Below are 17676 nucleotides of genomic sequence, written 5' to 3'. Positions count from 1 at the left end.
CCCCACCCGACCGCACCGCAACCGCACCTCGCGCCTCCCCAGCCTCGTCGTCGCCTTCGGCGACGACTCCCTCGCACGCGCTCCTCGCGCCCTCAACGGGCGCTCGGAGGCGCGCGCCGACCGCCCGCCGTCAGCTTATAAACGAATCATGCTCTGCGGTGTGGTTGCGGTGGCGCGCGCCGCGAGCGGGCCAGCGGCCCGCGAGTCGCGAGGGCGACCGGAGGGAGCCCTCGGATGCGAACGGCGAAGCCGTGAGCGAGCGCGCGAGGGAGACCGGAGGGGCCGCCGAGGTTCCGGCGGCCCCTCCGGTCGAGGCTGGGGCGGTCCGAGGCTGCGGGACGGTCGGGTGGGACTGGAAGGGGCAGCCGCGAGGGCGACGCACGGCGACGCAAGCACTGCAGGGAGCAAAGCGACTGAAGCGCGCAGCGAGCCGCGCGAGCCGTCGCGGCTGGGGCTTCCGAGGGAGTCTCCTCTCCATCGATCACTTATATACCACTCCTCCCCGCACCGAGTACACCTTTATAAACTGCGCATCGATTCTCGTATGCGCAATATACGCCCGATATCGGGCACTGGATCGGGATCCGTGTCGGTCGTCCAGCGGGTTCGGTGGGTCGGTCAGCGGGGATTCGTTCGATTCACCGGACTCGTGCAGCGTTCATCCGAGCAGGTAGCGCAGCCACGGGTTCGACTCCACGATCGCCGTCTCCTCCAACACGCGGTCGACGCCGAGGATCCGGCCGGCGCCCCACGCACCGAGCCCGAACAGCAGGAGCATGTACACGAACGAGCTGTCGATGAAGTAGCCGTTCTCGACGGGGAACCCCTCCATCAGACCGCCCTCCCACGCCGCAGTCCAGAACATCGACATCTGGATCGCGCCCATCAGCGCGGCAAAGCGGAAGAGCGCGCCGAAAAGCAGCGCGAGCCCGATCAGGATCTGTCCGAAGATCACGAGCGGGTCGATGACCGCGGCGTAGTTCCCGAACCAGAGGAACAGCCCCTGCAGCGGGTTCGCGTCGGCCACCGCGTTCTGTAAGAACCCGGCCGACGACCACGCGAGCGGGTCACCGATCCCGCCTTCGAGCAGTTTCGACAGCCCGGCCTGGAGGAACACCCACGCGATCACGAGACTTGACATCCTCCCCGCGCTGAAGCGCGAGGATTCCAACGTGGGACAGCAGGCCGGTCCTACGTCCCCGCTGGCAACTTCTCGCCTGCCGAACGGGATCCGGCGAGGCGATACCGGGTTCGTGCGCGATACGTCGGCCCCGCGAGGGGTGTGGCGTATTCGGCGTCCATTCGGACGCGGTATCCGCTTGCACCGTGCATCCCGTTCGTCTCGGAGAGACGGCGGGGATGCCCCCAGTCGCAAGTTTCCCTGCGTCCGGGCACGGGCCGTGCCATCGGCCTGCCTGCCCTTCGTGCCACGGTGGACAGGCACAAGCGGGCGAGGGTCGCTTTTTGCCTGCCGTGTTGCCACGGCCTCGGAGACGCCCTCTCGGGAACGGTGTGGTGGCCTTCGTCACCCGGGCGGACCCCAATCCAACCACCAGTTTTTGCCCGTTGTGCTTACCCACCAAGACGCTGTCGAGAGGCTTAATTCCGGCGGTTGTGGCCGTGTTGTCGGATTCATCCCCGCCGTGAACGGCGAGGCTTTCTCCTTGACTTTCCGTAACCCGAGCATCGAGTACGCGAGCCACGTCTCCGAGTAGTTGAATCGTACGTCACGCCCGAATAGCTCCGACTGCAGCGTTCGTTCCGCGGGTTGCTTACTCATCTGCGATCGAGTTGATAAACACCTTCATTATTGATATAATTGTGGGTGAATGAAGGAGTATAACACGGACCGAGCCGATCGGTCCCACTGCTCACGACGGGTCACAGCTCACACCGGTCGCGGCCCGTCCGTTCCCGCACGATGACGCCGACGAGAACGACAGCCGTCACCGCGAACGCGACCGTTGAGACGGCGTAGGAGAGCCCGCCGGCGAGAAGCGGCACGCTCCCGGCGGACGCCACCGCGGCGACGACCGGCAGCACGCAGCCGGCACAGGTGAACAGCCCGACCACGCCGGCGAGAAGCGACCCGGCCGTCGCGGCCAGTGCCCGCACGAGCAGCGCGCCGAGCACCACGTAGCCGGTCGTCTGGAACGGGACGACGATCGCGCTGGCGACGAGGAGGTCCGCGACGACGACCGGCCCCCACCCCGGAAGGCCGCCGGAGACGGAGAGCCCGGTTCCCACGACGCCGATCGAGAGCCCGCCGCTCACGCCCGCCAACAGAAGCACGTAGCCGACGCCGACGGCGACGGGCCAGCGAGCGCTCCGCGTCGCGCCCTCACCCGTCGTCGCGTCCGGCGCTCCGAAGGCGGCCCCGAGCGCCGCCGCCGACAGCGAGAACCACACGGCGGGATACATCGCCCGACTCGGGTCGATCACCTCGGTCCCGGTCGTCGCCAGATAGCCGACGAGCACGACGAGGTACGCGAGCATCGCGAGCGACCCGGCGAGCCCGCCGAGATATGCCGCACCCCTGGCTCCGCGGAGGCGTGTGGGAACGCGGTCGGTCGCGTCGGTCGCCGTCGCCATCCGGATCAGGCCGCCTCGTCCGCCTCCGGCTCCGTCCGCCAGCCGCCCTTGAGCGCGACGAGCCACACGACGATCCCGGCGAGCACGAACACGGCCGCCATGTACGGGATCAGCGGCAGGCTCAACCCGAGCATGTCGGCGACCGTCCGGAGCTCGTAGGCGATCACGCCGAACACCGCGAGCGCGACGAACATCCCGCCACGCGAGATGTCGACGCTCATCCGATCACCCCCGCGAGCCACGCGACGCGTTCGTCGATCCACGCGCTCCCGACATCAGCCCACCCGCTCGCGACGTCGATCCACACCGGGAACGCGCTGCCGCCGGGGCCGAACAGCCCGCCGCGTGAGACGATTCCCACGATCGGCAGCGCGTACGCGAGAACGACGAGGACGACCGCGACGCCGACCCAGAGCCGGAGGTTATCGAGCACTTTCGGCGCGTCTGCCGGTCCCGACAGCGCCGGCGGGAGCGGCTCCGCGAGCCCGGACACCTTGGGGTTCCCCATCGTGAGGACGACGTTGCCCAAGAAAAGCACCGTCGAGATGAAAAGCAGCGCTCCGCCGATGGCGATCTGGATATTCAGCTCCTCGAACCCGCCGAACGCGAGCGGGTAGTCGAAGCCGGTGTACTCCGGCTCCGCCGTTCGGCGAGGCACGCCGAGCAGCCCCTGTGCGTGCATCGCGTTCGACATCAGCGCCATGCCGATGAACCACAACACGACCTGGAACAGAGCGATCGGTTTGCTGTACAGCGGCTTGTTCGACAGCTGCGGCCAGAGCCAGTACGTCGCCGCCATGAACGTCAACGCGACCGCGGTGCCGACGGTGAGGTGGAAGTGGCCGGGGACCCACAGCGTGTTGTGGACCATGTAGTTGATGTTCAGGCCGGCGTTGACCATGCCGGAGAAGCCGCCCGCGGCGAACATCAGGCCGGCGAGCATCATCCCGGTGAACGCCGGGTTCCGCCACGGTAGCGAGGTGAGCCAGCCGAAGATCCCGGTGCCGCCGCGTTTTCGCGCGCCGTACTCGACGCTGGCGACGACGGTGAACGCCGTCAGCAGACTCGGGAGCAGCAGGAACATCGTGTTCGTCATCGAGATGAACTTGAACCCTTCCGCGATGCCGGGATCGAGGTACTGGTGGTGGATCCCGACCGGGGTCGAAAGCAGCAGGAAGAGGATGAAGACGACGCGAGCCAGCGGATCGCTGAACAGTCGCCCGCCGGCGATCTTCGGCAGGACGGTGTACCAGAGGAGGTACGCCGGCATGAGCCAGAAGTACACGACCGGGTGGCCGAAGAACCAGAACAGGGTCCGGGTCAGCGTCGGATTCACCTGCTCGATCAAACCGAGCGACCACGGCAGCAGGAAGACGAGCACGGCGACGGCGATCGCGGAGGTGGCGATGTACCACATGATCATCGTCGTCAACACCATGAACGTCTGCAGCGGGATCCGCTCGTTCGGGTTCTCATCGCGCCACGCGAGCCACGCCCGGAACCAGTCCGCGCCGGCGATCCACGTCCCGACGATGAACACGGCGAGCCCCGCATAAAACAGCGGATGCGCCTGTAGTGGCGCGTAGAAGGTGAACAGCACGTCTGCGCTCATATCGATCGCTCCCGTGAACCCGGCGAGGATGGCGACGCCGGTCATCGTCATCCCGACCGACATCAGCCCGTACCACGTCCACGTGATCTTGATGTTGACGAGCGACCGGTCGAGACTGCGCACGACCGCCCACGTGAACAGTCCGACGAGGAAGAAGATCGTAAAGGAGATGACGAGGAACACGCCGTGGGCCGTGAGGAACGTGTAGTAGTCGACGGAGCTGAACGGTCGGGCGATCCCCGTCCGGTGAAGCGTCTGGATGATCCCGAAGACTGCCCCCAACGCGAGCGCGAGGAACGACCCCAGGAACGCGGCGCGGACTAGCCGTGCCTCCTCGGGGAACTTATCGACGAACGTTGGCTCCGCCTCGATCGCCGAACTCATGCGTCACCCCCGTCGTCGCTCTCGTCGTTCATGCTCGCTTCGTCGCTCATGCTCGCTTCGTCGCTCATGCTCGCTTCGTCGCTCATGCTCGCTTCGTCGTTCTCCTCGGTCATCCGATCGTACTCCGCTTGGGGAACGACTTCGAGCTTCCCTTCCATCGCGTGATGTGCCGCCCCGCAGTACTCGTTACAGACGATACCGTACTCGCGGGGTTCGTTGGCTTCGACGGTTATCTCCGCGACCTCACCGGGGATCACCATCGTGTTCGCGTTCGTGCCAACGACTTCGAACCCGTGGATGACGTCCGGCGAGGTGACGTAGAACGTCACTCGACTGTTCTCGGGCACGACGATCGGATCCGGATCGAAGTCGAACTGATAGGCGACGACGTACGCCGCGTACTCGTTTTCACCGACCTGTTCGACCCGCGGCTCGGCGAAGCGGTCGTCCTCGTCGAGCGCCTCCGGATCGAGGGTGTCCTGCTGGTCGGACACCATCGCGACGCCCGGGCCGACGGCCCCATACGTGACGCTCCCGATGAGCAGGAGGATCAGGATAACCGCCAGCGCGAGCCAGATCTTCTCGTATGCGTGGACATGCATCTATGGATCACCCAACGATGACGAGATCTCGACTAAGAAACTCGATGAAGTAGACGTACACCCAGGCGACCGTGAGGATGGCGAAGTACACGAGGATCAACGCGAGGGTTCCGACCGGATCGAACTCTTCTGTGCCGTCGGCAACGTCGTCGACATCGTCGACGTCGCCGAGATCGTTGACGGAGGCCTGCACGTTCTCGTTGCGACTCATGCGTGTCTTTCTACGGCTCCAAATATATAATACACAGGCGTTCCCGAACGCTGAAAAACCACCCGAACATACATGAGTGTATGACCCGTGGAGCCTTCATGGATCCGTCTCTTCAGCGGGTGGTGTTGCTTCCGCTGGCCGCGCTCGTACCCATCGTCGCGTACGCGAGCGCACGTGCCGACGTGCTCATCGCGGTCGCGGCGGTCAACGTTCTGCTCATCTACCTCAGCCTCCGGATCGCGACCGGCGGCGGTCTCGGACTGGACGACGACGGTACGAGCGGGGACGGCGCGAGCGAGGACGCTCCGAACGCGTAGCGGTACGTCCGAATCGCCCGCACCCGCTCAATGTCGAACTGCACCCTCTGTGACCTTCCGACCGATCCGGACCCGCACACGGCCCCCGACGTCGACGGCGAGTTCTGCTGTCGCGGCTGTCTCGCAGTCGCTCGCTCGCTCGACGACGTCGACGACATCGAGGCGGTCGACGACCGAACGCCGGAGTCGACTCCGCCCGACGCGTTCGACGGGGAGACGACGTTCCTCCACGTCGACGGGATGCATTGTGCGACCTGTGAGTCGTTTCTCGAGCTGACGGCCGGCAAACAGGACGGCGTCGCGGCCGCAGAGGCGAGCTACGCTACCGACACGATTCGAGTCGACTACGACCCCGACCGCGTGACCGCCGAGGAGCTGCCCGAACGACTCTCCGTCGCCGGCTACACCGCGAGCGACAGGGCGAACCCCGAGCCGGAGGGTGACGACGTCGAGGTGGTCAGATTCCTCATCGGCGGCGGATTCTTCGGGATGATGGCGATGCTGTGGTACGTGGTGTTCCTGTATCCCACGTACTTCGGCTACGACCCCCTCATCGACCTCGGCGGCTTCGACGGACTGTACCTGTTCGCACACATCTGGGTGTTCTCCTCGATCGTGTTGTTCTACACCGGATTCCCGATCCTCCGCGGCGCGTACGTGAGCCTCCGCGCCCGCCAGCCGAACATGGATCTGCTCGTGTCGCTGGCGGCGGTGAGTTCGTACGCGTACAGCACGCTCGCCATGCTCATCGGCCGAACCGACCTGTACTTCGACGTCACGATCGCCGTCATCCTCGTCGTCGTCGCGGGTAACCACTACGAGGCGCTGATCAAACGGCGTGCGACGGGGGCGCTGTCGGAGCTCACGACCGCGACCGAGCGAACGGTCCGACGCGCCTCCGGTGTAGAGGCCCCGGCCGACGACGTCGAGCCGCACGACCACCTCCTCGTTCGGCCGGGCGAGCGCGTACCGTTCGACGGCACCGTGATCGAGGGGACCGCCGCCGTGGACGAGGCGCTCGTCACGGGGGAGTCGCTCCCGACGACGAAACGCGTCGGCGACGCGGTTCGCGGCGGCACCGTCGTTGCGGACGCACCGATCGTCGTCGAGGTCGGCGAGGAGGCGTCGAGCACACTCGACACGCTGGTCCGGCTGCTGTGGGATATCCAAAGCTCACGGTCCGGCGTGCAGCGGCTCGTCGACAAACTGGCGACCGTGTTCGTCCCGCTCGTGATCGCGGTCGCGGCCGTCGTGGGCGGGGTGTTGCTCGCGACGGGGGCGTCGCCGACGACCGCGGCACTCGTGAGTCTCACCGTGCTCATCGTCTCGTGTCCGTGTGCGCTTGGACTCGCGACGCCGCTCGCGGTCGCCGCCGGCATCCGCGACGCGGCCCGCCGCGGGATCGTGATCGTCTCGGACGCGGTGTTCGAGGAAGCCGACGACGTCGAGACGGTCGTGTTCGACAAGACGGGAACGCTCACCGACGGAGAGATGCACGTGCTGGACGTGATCGTCGGCGAGGATCCGCCTCGCGCGTCGGGAGACGGGTGCTCGCGCCGTGACGTTCTCGAACGCGCTGCCGTCGTCGAGCGGGCGTCGGTTCACCCGGTCGCGGAGGCGATCGTCTCGGCGGCTGATGCGGCCGGCGCGGTGGCCGGAAGTGGAGCCGACGCCATCGGTCTCGACCGAGACGATACGGTCGCTGCCGGCCGGGACGACCCGGCAACCGACGGGGGCACCGACGTGCGGACGGAGCCGAACGCCAGCGCGACGAACGCCGAGGTGCTCGATAAGGGCGTGCGGGGTCGCGTGGACGGCCACGAGACGCTCGTGGGGCACCGATCGCTTTTCGACGGGGCGGAGTGGACGGTCTCGGAACGCGTCCGTGAGGCGGCTGAGCGAGCAGAGCGGAACGGTCGCGTTCCGGTGTTTACCGGCTGGGACGGCGTCGTTGCCGGCGTCGTCGTCGTCGGCGACGAGCTTCGGGCGGACTGGGACGCGGTCGTCTCGGAGCTCGCAGACGGGGGGAAACGCGTCGTGGTGCTGACGGGAGATTCGACGGCCGCCGCCCGCCGATTCGAGGAGCACGCGGCGGTCGACGAGGTGTTCGCGGAGGTGCCGCCTGAGGGAAAAGTCGAGACGGTTCGACGGCTCGGCGCTCGGGAGCGAGTTGCCATGGTCGGCGACGGCAGCAACGACGCGCCAGCGCTCGCGGCGGCCGACCTCGGGATCTCGGTCGCGAGCGGGACGGACCTCGCTGCGGACGCGGCGGACGCGATCCTCCTCGAGGACCGCCTCGGTGCGGTCCCCGAGCTGTTCGACGTCACCCGCGGAACCGGTCGCCGGATCCGACAGAATCTCGGGTGGGCGTTCGTGTACAATGCGATCGCGATCCCGCTCGCTATCTCCGGGCTATTGAACCCTCTCCTGGCCGCGCTCGCGATGGCGACGAGCAGCGTGCTCGTCGTGACGAACTCCGCACGACCGGTGTATCGAGACGCGTGAGGCTCCCGGGCGGTCGGCTAGATCACGCCCACCGTCGACAGGAGGAACCAGACGGCGACGATAACGATCACGACGGAGACGAGCCGCCACGCCAGCGAGAGCACGAACTTGCCGACGATGATGACGAGCGCGATCACGACGAGCGCGATCAGCAGCTGGCCGACGGGATCGGCGGCGACGCCGGGCTGTAACGGGACGGCTCCGAACGCGGCGGTCGGCGAGTCGGTCATGGACACCAAAATGCCTACCGGGGGCATAAGCTTGTGGGCCGGCGAAACGCCCGACTCGAGCGTGTATAATATTTCTTATATATTCGCGTCTGGGCCGTGAACCTCTCTCGTTGCCGATTCCGGAGAGTGCGGTCGGATATGCTCGACCGGGATCGGTAGCGACCGTCCTAAACCCCCCATCTGTTCTACTGCGACAACGTCTACGTCCCACGATACTGATCTCTCTACACCACTTTCACTCCGGTCTAGCTACGCTTATGTTCGCGTATCCCCTGACGATCCAACGGAACCGATTCTGTGCCGTGACGCGAGCGAATGAACAGATAACGAATCGGACAGATTCACGCCCACTGGACCGGGAACGGAACCCTAAAGAGGTCCACTTCGCCAGTATACCATCAGGATACATGAGCCGAACCACACGCCAACACAGCGGGGTCGACGTCGAATGAGCAACGACGGCGTCACCGCAAACGAGCTCGAACGACCGATCAAACGAACAACCGGCGACACCCTCGAGGAGCGTCTCACGGGGAACGCGTACCACAACATCCTCCCCGCGCGCTACCTCCGGAAGAACGCGGACGGCGAGCCCGTCGAAGACCCCGAGGAGCTGTTCGTCCGCGTCGCGCGTAACGTCGCGCTCGCCGAGGCCGTCTTCGAGGCCGAAAAGCGCGACGTCGAGATCACCGTCACGCCGGACCAGCTGAAGCCGGATCATCCCCGTCGCGACGAGCTCGCCGAGGAGGTGTTCGGCGCGGGCACGACCGCCGAGGACGACGCGGAGACGACGCTTTCCGTCTACAACGTCAACAAGTTCGCCTACGAGACGGTCGTCCCCGAGCTGCCTGCGGAGGTCCGCGCGCACGTCGAGGAGACCGCGGAGCGGTTCCGCGAGGGGATGGAGTCGCTTTCCTTTATGCCGAACTCGCCGACCCTGATGAACGCGGGCGACGAGCTTCAGCAGCTCTCCGCGTGTTTCGTCGACTCGCCGGCGGACGACATCACCGACATCCACCAGACCGCAAAGGAGGCCGCGGAGGTGTTCCAGTGTCTGACCGCGGACGCGACCGTCCACGTCGACGGAAAGGGGACGGTCTCGATCGCCGACGTCGAACCCGGAGACGAGATCGTTCAGCGCGACGGTGCTGGGTACCGGTTCCGACCGGTCGAGGAGATCCACGCGTACGACGACGCGCCGACGCGTCGACTCGAAACCGAAAGCGGCATTCGGCTCTCCGGCACTCCGAACCACCGCCTGCTCGTTGACGGCGAGTGGACCGAACTCGCCGACGTCGAACCGGGAGACACGGTCGCCGTTCGTCTCGGCTGGCTCCCGGAGTCGACCGCTCCGGTCGAGCTCGAGTCGGTCCGGAGCGGTGCCGGCTGGGCCGATGCACGAACCGTCTCCAACGAGGCTATCGCGTCGCTCCACGCGGACGGCCACTCCGATTACGAGATCGCCGAGCGGCTCGACTGTTCCTCCTCGACGGTACAGCGCCGTCGGGCCGACGAGCTCGGCCTCCCCGCGAACGGGGACGGCGGTCGGCCGGCCGGCCGGAGCTTCGACGAGGACGCGTTCGCGAGCCTGCACGAGGCGGGTCGGACGGACGGGGAGATCGCCGCCGAACTCGATGTCACCGCCGCAACGATCGGGGGTCTCCGACGCGCTCGTGAGCTCGAACCCAACGGTGAACCCGTAAAGACGGTCAGCCAACCGGAGGAGCTGACCGCCGACCTGGCCGAACTCGTCGGGCTCTGGATCGGCGACGGCTCGGTCCACCGGGACGGGATCCGATTCCACGTCTCCCGTGACGAGGTCCTCGACCGCGTCGACACGCTGACGCGTGACCTGTTCGACACCGGGGCGGACTGGACGTGGAGCGAGGGCTGTTACGAGGTCGTGATCCACAGCCACGAGATCAAACGCTGGTGGCTCGCAAACTTCGGAGATGCGAAGCCCTCCTCGGCCGAAGCGACCGTGCCGGAGGCGATACACGCCGCCGACCGCGGCGTCGCGGCCGCGTTCCTCCGGGGTCTGTTCACCGCCGACGGCACCCTCTCGAAGGAGAAGTATCCGCGGCTCTACAGCGCGTCGGAGGCGTTGATCGACGAGGTCGCACAGCTCCTGCTCGGAGTCGGCGTTCCAGCGAACAAATGGGACTGGAGCGACAACGACGACCGCGAGTACTTCACCGTCGCGCCGGTCGGTCGCGAGGGGCTTCGCCCGTTCGCCGACGAGATCGGGTTCGTCGACGAGCGCACCGAGACGCTTGCGGCCGCGCTCGAGGACACCGAGACTCGGCCGACAGACGTCGGTCGCGTGACGGGATCGACCTGGGAGCAGTCGGTCGTCTCGGTGACGGAAGCCGGTACGGACACCGTGTACGACGTTACCGTCGCCGACGATCACGAGTACGTCGCAAACTCGGTCGTCTCGCACAACAGCGGCGGCGGTATGGGGTATGCGTTCTGGAAGCTCCGCCCGTACGGGGATTCCGTCGGCTCGACGGGGGGCATCGCCTCCGGACCGATCACCTTCATGCGCACGTTCGACCAGATGTGCGAAACGATCGCACAGGGCGGCGCGCGCCGCGGCGCGCAGATGGGCGTCATGCGCGTCTCCCATCCGGACGTCATCCAGTTCATCCACGCGAAGAACAAGGACGTATCTCTGGCTCACTCGCTGCGGCTGAACGACCCCGACGACTTCACGCACAACTCGTTTAAGGACGCGTTGGCGGAGGCTCGCGAGCTGATCGACGACGAGGGCCGGGTTCCCGAGCATCTCCGAAACGCGGTCGAGGGGCACCTCTCGAACTTCAACATCAGCGTCGGCGTCACCGACGAGTTCATGGAGGCGCTGTACAACGACGAGGAGTTCGTCTTCACCAACCCCCGCACGGAGGAGCCGCACGTCGCCACCCCGGAGACGAAAGAGCTGTACGAGATGTTCGATCTGGGTCACCACGTCGAGGTCGGCGAGGTCCTCTCCGTGCCCGCCGCCGAGCTGTGGGAGCATATCATCGATGGTGCCCACGAGAACGGCGAGCCCGGGGTCATCTATCTCGAACGGGTAAACAAGAAGCATTCGTTCGATGTGGAGGAGCACCCGGACCACCGGATCCTCGCGACGAATCCGTGTGTCACCGGTGACACGCTGATCAGTACTGAAAACGGTCTCGTCGAGGCCGAAGAACTGTACGAGCAGGGCGTTGCTCGCGACGTCGTCGTCGACGGTCGTCTCAGTGAGGAGACGCTCAAGGAAGCGAGCAGCGTCTACAAAACCGGCGAGAAGGACGTTTATAAACTCACGACGGAGGAGGGGTACGAACTCCGTCTCACGGCCGATCATCGCGTCATGACCGACGATGGCTGGGTCGAAGCGGGTGATCTCGACGCCGGCGACACGGTCCACGTTCAGAACCGGAAAGGCTCGTTCGGTCAGCACGGAACGGCCGCGGAAGGTCGTGTGCTCGGCTGGATGGTCGGTGACGGTCACCTCAAGCACGGCGAGGAGCGTGCCGTCCTCAACTTCTACGACGAGGACGTCGAGATCGCGGACGAATTCGCGGATGACGTCAACGCGGTCGTCCGAGACCCGGTCGGCAACGCCGATTACGGGATCAGTGCGAACGAGGTATCCAGAGGCAATGACTACAGAGGAGCGCAGGCGGTCGAACAGCGAATCCGATCCACCCGACTGTATGAGATCGCGGAGGAGTTCGGGCTCGTGGAGGAGAAACTCCAACTCCCGAACGCCGTGATGCGTGGTAGCGAAGAGATGGCCCGCGGCTTCTTGCGTGCGCTGTTTTCAGCGGACGGTAGTGTTCAAGGCGGGAAAGAGAACGGCCGGACGGTTCGCCTCGCAAACACCAGCCTCGATCTGTTGAAAAGGGTTCAGAAGCTCCTGTTGAACTTCGGTATTGCGAGCAACATTTACGAGGAGCGGAAGTCCGCCGGAACGACCGAGCTTCCGGACGGAAACGGTGGAACGAAACAATACGAAACTAAGGGGTTCCACGATCTCGTCATCTCGAAAGACAACCTTGTGAGGTTCCGTGACGAGATCGGGTTCCTGCTCGAGAACAAGACACAACAACTCGAGAATCATATTAATTCGTATGTTCGAGGGCCGCGGTCTGAATCGTTCACCGCAACCGTCGAATCTGTGGAATACGACGGCTATGAAGCGGTATTCGATCTAACCGAGCCGGAGACTCATTCGTTCGTATCTGACGGAATAGTGACACATAACTGTGGTGAGCAACCGTTGGAGGAGTACGAGGCCTGTAACCTCGGTCACATCAACCTCTCGACGCTCGCGGATCTGGACGCGCCGGACTGGCGCGTCTGGTCGGCCGAGCACGCCGACGAGTACGACTCCCACGAGGCGGCCGTCGAGGCGTTCCTCGAGGAGGCGATCGACTTCGAGGCGTTCGACGAGCGGATCGATTACGGCACGCGCTTCCTCGAGAACGTCGTCACGATGTCGGACTTCCCGGTCGAGGAGATTGAGGAGACGGTCCGAGACATGCGGAAGATCGGGCTCGGCATCATGGGGCTCGCCCAGCTGTACATCCAGCTCGGTATCCGGTACGGCTCCGAGGAGGGCAACGAGGTCGCCCGCCAGCTGATGGCCCACATCAACCACGAGTCGAAGCTGACATCCCACGAGCTCGCCGAGGACCGCGGCGTGTTCAACGACTGGGAGGAGTCGAAGTACGCCGATCCGACCGAGTATCGCGACTGGTTCGAGCACCACACGGGCCTCGACGCCGACGAGTGGGAAGACGGGTTCCCGGTCCGCAACCACAACACGACGACGATCGCGCCCACTGGCTGTGTCGACGAGGATTCGCTGATCTCGACCGACGAGGGGCTTCGGCCGATCAAGGATCTCGACGAGACGACTGCCGAGTTCGAGCAGTGGGACGAGATCGAGGTCGGCGTCTCGACCGACGGCGGGACGAAAACCGCAACGGCGGTGTACGACAACGGTTTCGCCGACGTCCGCCGGATCGAAACCGAAGGCGGATTCAGCGTCGCGGCGACGCCGAACCACCGGTTCCGAACGCTTGGACCCAACGGCGAGTACGCGTGGAAGGAAGCCGGCGAGTTCGAGCCGGGAGACAGGATCCTCCTGCAGCGCAACACGTTCGACGGCGGATCACGGCTCGCACTCGACACGAGCGAGGCCGACAACTATTATCACAACACGGATGAGAGTCTCCGGCTTCCCGAGCGGATGTCCCCGGAGCTGGCCGAGTTCCTCGGCTACTTCATGGGTGACGGGTACGTCCACGAGGGTGTCGGCGTGAAGCTCGTCGTGGAGTCCACGGCCGAGGGTCTCGACGAGCATCTCCGTTCACTCGGCACGTCGCTTTTCGGCGTCGAGCCGACCATCGAGGACCGAGACACTCGACACATTCTCACCTTTGGCGGACGGCATCTGCCTCGTTACTTCGAGGACAACGGCTGGACGAAAGACGACGGCAACGAAGGAGAGGGTGCGGCAAGCGCTTTCGTTCCCGAAGCAGTTCTTCGAGGTGACGAAGCAGTCGCGACGGCATTCCTCCGCGGGCTGTTCGAGGCCGACGGGACCGCATCCCGGAAGGTCGAACTCTCTACCGTCTCGGAGACGCTGGCGGACCAGGTCCAGACGTTGTTGTTGTCGCTGGGATGTGTGTTCGTAACGGACGTTCTCGAGACCGAATCGATGGACGACCACTACGGGGATCGGCCGAGATACAGCGTTCGTGGCGCAAACAGACGGGAGGATAAACGCTTCGTCGACGAGATCGGGTTCATTACGAAGTCGACCGAACTCGATCTCACTGCCCAGTCGTACAAGAACGATACGTACCCGCCGGAGATAGTCGAGAAACTGCGGAGTCTGGACGGGTACGAGTCGGTACGTGATCCGGTGAAAAACCGGGTGAATCAGTCGCCGATCAACGGATCCGTGTCCCGAAAACTCGTCCGGGACGTCGAATCGGAGACCGAACGTACGGTCCGGATCGACGGCCGTCGGCTGACCGCGTTCTACGCCGCGACCGTCGAGTCGATCACTGAGGAACGGGCGTACACGAAGGACATCAGCGTCCCGTCGAACAACACCTACGTGGCGAACGGGTTCGTGACACACAACACCACGTCGATGATCGGCAACACGACGGGCGGCTGTGAGCCGATCTACAACGTCGCGTTCTACAAGAACGTCTCCGACGACGTCCAGGGCGACGAGATGCTCGTCGAGTTCGACGACTACTTCCTCCGGACGCTGGAGGCGAACGACGTCGACGTCGAAGCCGTCAAAGCGGAGGCGCAGGCCCAGATGGCCGAAAACGAGTTCGACGGCGTCGAGGGGCTCGACACCGTTCCGGACGCCATCGGCGAGCTGTTCGTCGTCACCGGCGATCTGTCCGGCAAACAGCACGCGGCGGTACAGTGTGCGTGTCAGGAGGGAGTCGACTCGGCGATCTCGAAGACGTGTAACTTCCCGAACGACGCCACCATCGAGGATATGGACGAGGTGTACCGGTACATCTACGACCACGGCGGGAAGGGTGTCACCGTCTATCGTGACGGGACGCGCTCGAAGCAGGTGCTCACGACCCGCGCGAAGAACACGGAGTTCGCCGACGAGACGGAGGCTGCGGAGACGATCGTCGAGCAGATCAACGAGGTGTTCGGCGGCGTGGAGTCGTTCCTCGACAACGAGGACGTGCGGGCTGCGGTCGATGCGGAGATCGCCGACCTGCTCGAGGCGACCGACGACCCGAGCTTCGAGTACACGGAAACGCGACCGCGTCCCGACTCGCTGTCCGGCGTCACCCAGCGGGTCGAGACGGGGTACGGCAAGCTGTACGTCACGGTCAACGAGGACGAGAACGGCCGACCGTTCGAGCTGTTCGCGAACATCGGCCACTCCGGCGGATACACCAACTCCTTCACGGAGGCGCTCGCGAAGGTCATCTCGACGGCGCTTCGATCCGGAGTCGACCCCGAGGAGATCGTCGACGAGTTGCAGGGGACCCGGAGCCCGAAGGTCGCCTGGGATAAAGGCGAACAGATCCAGTCGATCCCGGACGCGATCGGGACGGCGCTCCGCCGATATCTCGACGACGAGATCGACAAAGGGATCCCCCAACAGCAGAGTCTCTCGGACGTCGAAAGCGGCGCTGACGTGGGAGTGACGGAGCCCGAGCCGCCGGGAGAGACCGACGGCGGCGCGACCGCCGTCGACCCGTCGGTCGACGCGCACGACGCGGCCGAAAGCGACGACGCCACGCAGGACCTGATCGCGGCCGGCGAATCGCCCGAATGTCCCGAGTGTGGCAGCATGAACCTCTACTACTCCGAGGGCTGCAAGACGTGTGAGTCCTGCGGCTGGTCGGAGTGTTGAGGTCGTCGTAGCGACGGTTCGGTAGCGAGCCAGTAGGTCTTTGGCCTCCGACCCCGACGCCACGAGCATGAACCGCGAGGAGTTCGCTGCCCGCATCGATCACACCGTTCTCGGTCCGGAGACGACGTGGAGCGACGTCGAAGCCGTCCTTAACGAGGCGGCCGACCACGGGATGAACGCCTGTATCCCGCCGTGTTATCTCGAGGAAGCGGTCGCCTACGAGAACGCTCCGGAGACGATCGCGACCGTCGTGGGGTTCCCGCACGGACAGGCGTCGATGGCGTCGAAACACGACGAGGCCGTGAACGCGTGGAACGACGGGGCCGACGAGCTGGATCTGGTGATCAACGTCGGGCGGCTGAAGGCGGGCGAGGACGACGCCGTCGCCGCAGACATCGCCGAGGTCGTCGCCGCCGTCCCGATCCCGGTGAAGGTGATCATCGAAACGGCGCTGCTGTCCGACGCCGAGAAGCGCAGTGCCTGCGAGGCGGCGGTGGAAGCCGACGCCGACATGGTGAAGACGTCGACCGGCTTTGCCGACGGCGGCGCGACCGTTCCCGATGTCGAACTGATGAGCGAGTACCTGCCCGTGAAAGCGTCCGGCGGCGTCGGCTCCTACGAGGAGGCGATGGCGATGTTCGAGGCTGGGGCCGTGCGGATCGGAGCGTCCGCCGGCGTTGCGATCGTCGACGGTCACCCGGTGTAGTTGAGCCGTCGTTCGCTCCCGTCAGCCCGCTCACGCCGGATCATCATCCACATACTGCCGGGAGCTACGAAATTCCGGGTAAATTCGGCTTAACGGTCCGCCGTCATCGACGTGCTCGCTCGCTCGACGCGAGTTCCAGCGTCTCGCCGGCCCGGTCGCCGGCGATCGCCCGCGACGCCCCGAGCGGCGAGACGCTGACCTCTCCTTCGATCGCGGCGAGCCGGTCGGAGCCGGCGTCGTCGGCCACGTCGCCACGGAGGAACTCCCGCCAGAACCGGTCGCGAAGCTCCATCCCCATCTCCCCCCTGGAGTCGTCGAATCCGGCTTCGCTCGGTGCGTCGTCGCCGGGATGGAACTCGATCACGTCGAACCCGCGGGCCGGCTCCGTCAAGCGGTACGTCGGGTCGGCGGCCGCCTCGTCGTCCGCAGCGGGCACGTTCACGTTCACGACGTCCGCGCCGAGCGGGAGTCCGCTCCGCTCGAACGCGGCGACGAGCTCCGAGACGACGTCGCCGGCGAGCGCGAAGTCGCCGTGGGCCACCGTCGGCGCGATCGGGAGGTTTCCGCGGTCGTACATCGAGACGGCGATCCCGGGCGTACCGAGGAACGCCGCCTCCAGCGCGGCGCCGACGGTTCCCGACTGGCCGAGGATATGCGCGCCGATGTTCGGGCCGTGGTTACAGCCGGAGACGACCAGATCCGGGTCGAGATCGAGCGCGACGTCCGCGACGGCGACGCAGTCGGCCGGCGTACCATTGACGGCGTAGCCGAGCCCCGCCTCCGAGTAGTCGACGGTCGTCTCCCACCACGAGCGCGTCCCGCCGACGCCCGACTGGTTCGTCGCCGGCGCGACGACGGTCACGTCGTGGTCGGCTACGAGCGCGTCGTAAATTGCCCGCAGACCGACGGCGTCGATACCGTCGTCGTTCGTCAGGAGGATCTCACTGGTCACGTTTGCCACTGCGTGCCGATGGGTAAAAACGCCGCCGACTGCGCCGACACGCGGAGGTGGCGGTTGTGGTCAGCTCTGCAGTCAAAGATCGAACGGAGTCACCGGAAGGCTGGTACACCAGCCGTGGTGCGGTGCCGGACGTGGACCGGAGCCCCCG

General features: G+C 65.6%; 11 protein-coding genes and 3 pseudogenes. 6 read left to right on the top strand and 8 right to left on the bottom strand.

Annotated elements, in window-relative coordinates; translation table 11 throughout:
* Window positions 1-658: 658 nt before the first annotated feature.
* The 6 genes and pseudogenes from ACYQ0R_RS05370 to ACYQ0R_RS05345 all read right to left on the bottom strand — a co-directional run bounded on the left by ACYQ0R_RS05370 (window position 659) and on the right by ACYQ0R_RS05345 (window position 5401).
* A complete protein-coding gene (locus ACYQ0R_RS05370; protein ID WP_459821399.1) occupies window positions 659-1141 on the bottom strand; it encodes a DoxX family membrane protein in 483 nt (160 codons plus the stop codon).
* A gap of 740 nt (window positions 1142-1881) precedes the next feature.
* The gene (locus ACYQ0R_RS05365) at window positions 1882-2592 is read right to left on the bottom strand and encodes a DUF7546 family protein (RefSeq protein ID WP_459821397.1); all 711 of its coding nucleotides are present in this window, start codon (window positions 2590-2592) and stop codon (window positions 1882-1884) included.
* A gap of 5 nt (window positions 2593-2597) precedes the next feature.
* The gene (locus ACYQ0R_RS05360; RefSeq protein ID WP_459821395.1) at window positions 2598-2813 is read right to left on the bottom strand and encodes a CbaC protein; all 216 of its coding nucleotides are present in this window, start codon (window positions 2811-2813) and stop codon (window positions 2598-2600) included.
* The gene (locus tag ACYQ0R_RS05355; RefSeq protein WP_459821393.1) at window positions 2810-4588 is read right to left on the bottom strand and encodes a b(o/a)3-type cytochrome-c oxidase subunit 1; all 1779 of its coding nucleotides are present in this window, start codon (window positions 4586-4588) and stop codon (window positions 2810-2812) included. Before ACYQ0R_RS05355 ends, ACYQ0R_RS05360 begins: the two co-directional genes overlap by 4 nt.
* 116 nt (window positions 4589-4704) lie before the next feature.
* Window positions 4705-5190: pseudogene (locus ACYQ0R_RS05350) on the bottom strand (cytochrome c oxidase subunit II); the annotation flags it as partial.
* Between the two features lie 7 nt (window positions 5191-5197).
* The gene (locus ACYQ0R_RS05345) at window positions 5198-5401 is read right to left on the bottom strand and encodes a hypothetical protein (protein ID WP_459821391.1); all 204 of its coding nucleotides are present in this window, start codon (window positions 5399-5401) and stop codon (window positions 5198-5200) included.
* Between the two features lie 80 nt (window positions 5402-5481).
* Between ACYQ0R_RS05345 and ACYQ0R_RS05340 the strand changes: the two genes are divergently transcribed.
* Together ACYQ0R_RS05340 and ACYQ0R_RS05335 are read left to right on the top strand one after the other, a co-directional pair.
* Window positions 5482-5718, top strand: coding sequence for a DUF8131 family protein (locus ACYQ0R_RS05340; RefSeq protein ID WP_459821389.1), 237 nt, complete (start codon window positions 5482-5484; stop codon window positions 5716-5718).
* Window positions 5719-5748: 30 nt separating this feature from the next.
* Window positions 5749-8223: a heavy metal translocating P-type ATPase gene (locus ACYQ0R_RS05335; protein WP_459821388.1), complete on the top strand. Its 2475-nt coding sequence runs from the start codon at window positions 5749-5751 to the stop codon at window positions 8221-8223.
* A 17-nt stretch (window positions 8224-8240) separates the two neighbouring features.
* Here ACYQ0R_RS05335 and ACYQ0R_RS05330 read toward each other — a convergent pair whose 3' ends face one another.
* Window positions 8241-8453, bottom strand: coding sequence for a DUF8029 family protein (locus ACYQ0R_RS05330; RefSeq protein WP_459821386.1), 213 nt, complete (start codon window positions 8451-8453; stop codon window positions 8241-8243).
* 448 nt (window positions 8454-8901) lie between these two features.
* Here ACYQ0R_RS05330 and ACYQ0R_RS05325 point away from each other — a divergent pair.
* The 4 genes and pseudogenes from ACYQ0R_RS05325 to deoC all read left to right on the top strand — a co-directional run.
* Window positions 8902-9504 (top strand): annotated as a pseudogene (locus tag ACYQ0R_RS05325) (ribonucleotide reductase N-terminal alpha domain-containing protein); the annotation flags it as partial.
* Window positions 9496-13242, top strand: a pseudogene (locus ACYQ0R_RS05320) (LAGLIDADG family homing endonuclease); the annotation flags it as partial. The pseudogenes ACYQ0R_RS05325 and ACYQ0R_RS05320, both read left to right, overlap by 9 nt.
* A gap of 39 nt (window positions 13243-13281) precedes the next feature.
* Window positions 13282-15861, top strand: coding sequence for a TSCPD domain-containing protein (locus ACYQ0R_RS05315; RefSeq protein ID WP_459825679.1), 2580 nt, complete (start codon window positions 13282-13284; stop codon window positions 15859-15861).
* 67 nt (window positions 15862-15928) lie between these two features.
* Entirely contained in the window at window positions 15929-16567 is a 639-nt protein-coding gene (deoC, locus tag ACYQ0R_RS05310) for a deoxyribose-phosphate aldolase (protein WP_459821384.1), read from the top strand.
* 103 nt (window positions 16568-16670) lie between these two features.
* Here deoC and surE read toward each other — a convergent pair whose 3' ends face one another.
* Window positions 16671-17519, bottom strand: a complete 849-nt coding sequence (surE, locus tag ACYQ0R_RS05305; protein ID WP_459821382.1) for a 5'/3'-nucleotidase SurE — start codon at window positions 17517-17519, stop codon at window positions 16671-16673.
* Window positions 17520-17676: the final 157 nt, after the last annotated feature.

It is taken from the genome of Halorubrum luteum, from assembly GCF_054652935.1.
Note: the sequence above shows the minus strand (reverse complement) of the source record. Positions and strands in the feature narration are given on the sequence as shown.

Bases quoted from the DNA above. Each gene is read 5' to 3' on its own strand.
- ACYQ0R_RS05360 (WP_459821395.1), bottom strand. From the start codon at position 2,813: ATGAGCGTCGACATCTCGCGTGGCGGGATGTTCGTCGCGCTCGCGGTG.
- ACYQ0R_RS05355 (WP_459821393.1), bottom strand. From the start codon at position 4,588: ATGAGTTCGGCGATCGAGGCGGAGCCAACGTTCGTCGATAAGTTCCCC.
- ACYQ0R_RS05330 (WP_459821386.1), bottom strand. From the start codon at position 8,453: ATGACCGACTCGCCGACCGCCGCGTTCGGAGCCGTCCCGTTACAGCCC.
- ACYQ0R_RS05370 (WP_459821399.1), bottom strand. From the start codon at position 1,141: ATGTCAAGTCTCGTGATCGCGTGGGTGTTCCTCCAGGCCGGGCTGTCG.
- ACYQ0R_RS05340 (WP_459821389.1), top strand. From the start codon at position 5,482: ATGACCCGTGGAGCCTTCATGGATCCGTCTCTTCAGCGGGTGGTGTTG.
- deoC (WP_459821384.1), top strand. From the start codon at position 15,929: ATGAACCGCGAGGAGTTCGCTGCCCGCATCGATCACACCGTTCTCGGT.
- ACYQ0R_RS05365 (WP_459821397.1), bottom strand. From the start codon at position 2,592: ATGGCGACGGCGACCGACGCGACCGACCGCGTTCCCACACGCCTCCGC.
- ACYQ0R_RS05335 (WP_459821388.1), top strand. From the start codon at position 5,749: ATGTCGAACTGCACCCTCTGTGACCTTCCGACCGATCCGGACCCGCAC.
- ACYQ0R_RS05345 (WP_459821391.1), bottom strand. From the start codon at position 5,401: ATGAGTCGCAACGAGAACGTGCAGGCCTCCGTCAACGATCTCGGCGAC.